This is a genomic window from Bacillus sp. AFS001701, assembly GCF_002559405.1.
Lineage (GTDB): Bacteria > Bacillota > Bacilli > Bacillales > Bacillaceae_G > Gottfriedia.
The window spans coordinates 1-4410 of sequence record NZ_NTZO01000546.1 but is presented as its reverse complement, the minus strand read 5'-3'; the positions used below and the strand labels follow the sequence as shown (position 1 = coordinate 4410).

Sequence of the window (4410 nt, the reverse complement as noted above, 5' to 3'; positions counted from 1 at the left end):
TTGCGGGCCGAAAGCTAAATGGTTGAAATATATGCGAAACTAAGTGGAAAGCAACGCCAAGATCAATATTGTAAATACTTTTAAAATAGGAACTGCAACACTCCATTTATAAAGCTGATGCATGCGGATAAGGAAAAAGGGTGTATTATGAAATTTCTCTTTTATAAAGAACTAAAGGATGTGAAAATTAAAATAAGGGTATATCCTAAACATCTTAAAGGGATATTTAAAAATTAAATACGAAAAAACTCAGTCAGATCAACGGGTGTATCCTAAAGTGGACTAAAACAATCTAAACAGTACGCTAATGTCCGCATATAAAAACATAAATGACGAAAAAATTCTCTATTATATCCTAAAGCAAAAATCAGTTGTATTCCATTCAATGAAGAGCTTCTTTAAACAAGAGCATGAAAAGGTAGCGAAATAATCTCTGGACAATAGAATAAAATGAAGTACGAATAGTATAGTAAGTGAAAAACAGAAAATCCCTATTTAGGGTTTTTCTGTTTTTGTCTTAAAGAATTAGTGTTTAATCAATAGCGAAGACAGGGTTCTAATTTAATATAGATGGAAAGTCGTAATAGAAAAAATAGACCTCTTTTTACATTTGGCATCATATTTGTTCAGTTGTGAATGTGGACTTTGCTTCTTTTTCTGGCATTGTTAAGAAAATAACTGCGATGACGATACATATACCACCTAGTAATTGGTATACTCCGAAAGATTCCTTTAGCCAAGTAATAGAAACAATAGTTGCTACAAGTGGTTCAATACTAGATAAAATACTAGTCTCTGTTGCTGATAAATATTTTAGGCTACCGATATAGAGAAGAAAAGAAAGTGTACCGATTAAAATAATTAAAATCACATAGAGAATGTTGACATCGTAAAGGTTTGTGAAAATTGTTTCCATTCAAAAGAATGATTGTAAATAAATAATACAATACCTCCAATTAGCATACCCCAGCCGATAATAAGAGTCGTCCCCCATTGTTGAATAAGGGAAGTAGGGTGAAGTGTATAGAAGGTAAAACCAATAGCTGTTAACACTCCGAATAAAATAGTTTCCTTAGACATGACAATATTATGGGATGATCCATTTGTAATAATAAAGTATGTGCCGATCAGTGCAGAGAAAATTGCTAGCACCTGCATAGTAGAAGGTAGTTTTTTATTCTGTATTGCAACATAAATGGTAATGAGAACTGGCCCTAAAAATTGGAATAGAGTAGCGGTCACAGCGTTGCTAATATGCACAGTTTCAATAAAAGCATATTGTGCGCCAAGCATCCCTAGAATAGAGAAAATGATAAGTTGTAATAGATGAACTGGTTGTTGCCAAATACGAAATATATTTTGTTTTTTTGTAAGTAAGAAACATAAAATAAAGACTCCAGCAAGTAAGAGGCGAATTACTAAATAGTCGATAGATGACATTGTCGTGCGTTGAAAAAACCACTGAATTAATGGACCTGATAATCCCCATAAAGTAGCTCCTGTAAGAATCATAAATAGTCCAAGACGTCTGTTGTTTTGCATGATCATGATGCTCCTTTCAAAAATTGATTTTATTCGATTAACATGATAAAAAGAATTATATATAACCTCTGGTACTATAAAAAGTATCAATAGTTCGTATTATGAAGGGGTCAGATATCATGTTAGAGCTAACACCAAATCTAAATATTGAGTCAAAAATGCCGTTGTATGTACAGTTATATGGGTATATAAAAGAAGAAATAAGAAGTGGAAAAATCCCTCCTATGTCGAAGCTTCCAGCAAAAAGAAAGTTAGCAATGTATTTAGAAGTGAGTAAAAATACTGTTGAATCGGCATATGAACAACTTCTGGCAGAAGGGTATATTGAATCAGTTTCACGTAAGGGGTATTTTGTATGTGAAATTGAGCAAATGATGCTTACAGAGAAAAAAAGAGAATTCGTTAAGGAAGTATTATACGGGGAACAGATATATAAATTTGATTTTACACAAACGGGTGTAGATCCAAAGACATTTCCATTCGCTGTTTATAGGAGAATTTCAAATGAAGTATGGCAACAAGAAAATAAGGACCTTCTATTTCTTGGTCATCCTCAAGGTGAATCCAACTTGCGTGAAGAGATTGCGAAATATTTATATGAATCAAGAGGTGTTAGATGTTCATCGAGTCAAATTGTAATAGGAGCCGGAACCCAATTTTTAATAAGAATCTTGTTTCAATTACTAAAGGGAAAGCATTTTGCAGTTGAAAATCCAGGGTATCATCGAAAGTTGGTTGTTTTTGAGCAGGGAGAAGAAAATGTTCAAATGATCCCACTTGATGAGGATGGGATCTGTATTGCAGCTTTAGAATCTAGCAATGCGAAAGTTATTTTCGTTACCCCGTCTCACCAATTTCCTTGTGGAATGATTATGCCAATTAAAAGAAGAGGACAACTATTACAATGGGCACAAGAGGAGTATGGACGTTATATTATTGAAGACGATTATGACAGTGAATTTCGTTATTCTGGAAAACCGATTCCAGCATTGCAGGGTCTTGATACAGAGGGAAACGTAATTTACATGGGTACATTTTCAAAAGCTTTACTCCCATCATTACGAATGAGTTATATGGTGTTGCCAAAACAGCTAATTAAATTGTATCATTCACAATATTTATTCTACACACAAAGTGTTTCGAGAATTGATCAAGAAATCATTAGAAGATTTTTAAACGAAGGACATTGGGAAAAACATATTCATAAAATGCGAGTTGTATACAGAAAAAAGAGAGATGTACTTGTTTCGGCGATAGAAAGGTATTTTTCTGATAAAGTGGAAGTGATTGGAGAAGATTCTGGCTTACATATTTTATTAAAGGTTCACAATGGAATGGTAGAAGAAGAGTTAATTAAAAGGGCGGCTGAAAATAGTATTAAAGTATATCCAGTTTCAATGTATTATAGCGAAGGGAATCATCCAAAAAATACAGTTTTACTTGGATTTGCTATTTTATCAGAGGCTGAGATTGAAGAAGCTATTGGATTGCTTAATAATTCATGGTTCAAAATATAACATCGTCGTACAATAAATAGTGCTCAAGAGCATGTGAAGACAGCGAAATAATCGCTGGGCAAGAGAATAAAATGAAGTACCAATAGAACCAAGCAAAACAAAAAAAGCCCGATAATGGGCTTTTCTGATTTTGCCATGTAAATAAATGATTGCTAAACTTTAATTTTTTTAACCAATCATAAAATAATCCCACTTGTATACATAATTACCTTTGTATTAATCACAAAGGGAACTTTTGAATAATCTTTTTCCCAATTTAATTTATTCCATGTATTTGGATGGTAGGCCATTAAATATCTGCCAATCCCTAATGCATCACAATTAGCGTCTTGAAGAATGCTAACTACTTCTTTTAACTCCATTTCGATATTTTCAGCAATTTTGTTTTCTATTTCCTTTTTTTTAATATTACTAGCTAAATCTTCGCCAGTAAATTCGGTTAAATCAATCTTTATTTTTAAGTCGATCGTTACTTTAGGTTGCTTTTCATTTTTGATTTGTAGGTTTCTTTTTATACTTTTTACTTTAAAAGAGATAACCTCATTATTACTACCCAATTGTTCAGACAAACTCATTGTATGACTTTTTTTGTCTTGCATTAATAACAATAATTTTGATTGTTTATTATTTAATATTTTTCCGGTAAATTGATTGTTTTCTAAAAGTGCTACACCTTTAATTTTTATTGTTTCATCATCAGTTTTTTCTAAATAAGGGAGGACTAAATCAGTACCTGGATCATCCATTTTTTTGTAAATGGTCTCTTGTGTTTCTTTTGGAATAACAGATATATTTTCACCAGCCTCTAGCATTTCTGAAAGGGACTCACTAATAAAAATATCTTTGTAAGTTTTCATTTCAATAATACTAGAGGCCTGTCCTTTTACGATTGCTACTCGTGAAGTTAGAGGACTTCTAATAAATCGGAAAAAGTTATCAAAATAAGGATACAAATTATTTTTTGCTATGTTTTCCCCTAAAAGCATCACTAGTAATTTGTTGGCAGAAAAACTACCAGGAATTTGGTAATCAATATTGTTTCGTACATCTCTTACAGAAGCACCTTGATCATTAATAATATAATTAGTGGCTTCGGTTTGGTCACCTTTTGAAATATTTGTTCTTACGCTTGCAGTTGCCTTAATACTGTCTTTAGTAAGTTGGTCAAATGCAATACTTAGTACAAGTGCAGAGTCCTTCAAAGAGTGCTGATCCCAGCAACCCGTTAAAAAGAAGATTAATAAAAAAGTAATGTAATGATATTTTTTCATGATACGTTAACTTCCTTACTTTTAAGCTTAAAGAGAAGGGAAATACATAAAATCAACAATGGAATTAAAACGATAAAAAT

The 4410-nt window shown here is 32.2% G+C and carries 2 protein-coding genes and 2 pseudogenes; 2 read left to right on the top strand and 2 right to left on the bottom strand.

Annotated elements, in window-relative coordinates:
• Positions 1-289 precede the first annotated feature (289 nt).
• A pseudogene (locus tag CN514_RS26675) lies at positions 290-430 on the top strand (sporulation protein YhbH); the annotation flags it as partial.
• A 186-nt stretch (positions 431-616) separates the two neighbouring features.
• On the opposite strand, the pseudogene CN514_RS22505 reads toward CN514_RS26675, so the two are convergent.
• Positions 617-1542 (bottom strand): annotated as a pseudogene (locus CN514_RS22505) (DMT family transporter).
• Between the two features lie 119 nt (positions 1543-1661).
• Between CN514_RS22505 and pdxR the strand changes: the two are divergent.
• Positions 1662-3059 (top strand): MocR-like pyridoxine biosynthesis transcription factor PdxR, encoded by a 1398-nt coding sequence (pdxR, locus tag CN514_RS22500; protein WP_098234486.1) that lies wholly within the window; start codon positions 1662-1664, stop codon positions 3057-3059.
• A 176-nt stretch (positions 3060-3235) separates the two neighbouring features.
• On the opposite strand, the gene CN514_RS22495 is transcribed toward pdxR, so the two are convergent.
• Positions 3236-4330, bottom strand: coding sequence for a Ger(x)C family spore germination protein (locus CN514_RS22495; RefSeq protein ID WP_098234485.1), 1095 nt, complete (start codon positions 4328-4330; stop codon positions 3236-3238).
• Positions 4331-4410 lie beyond the last annotated feature (80 nt).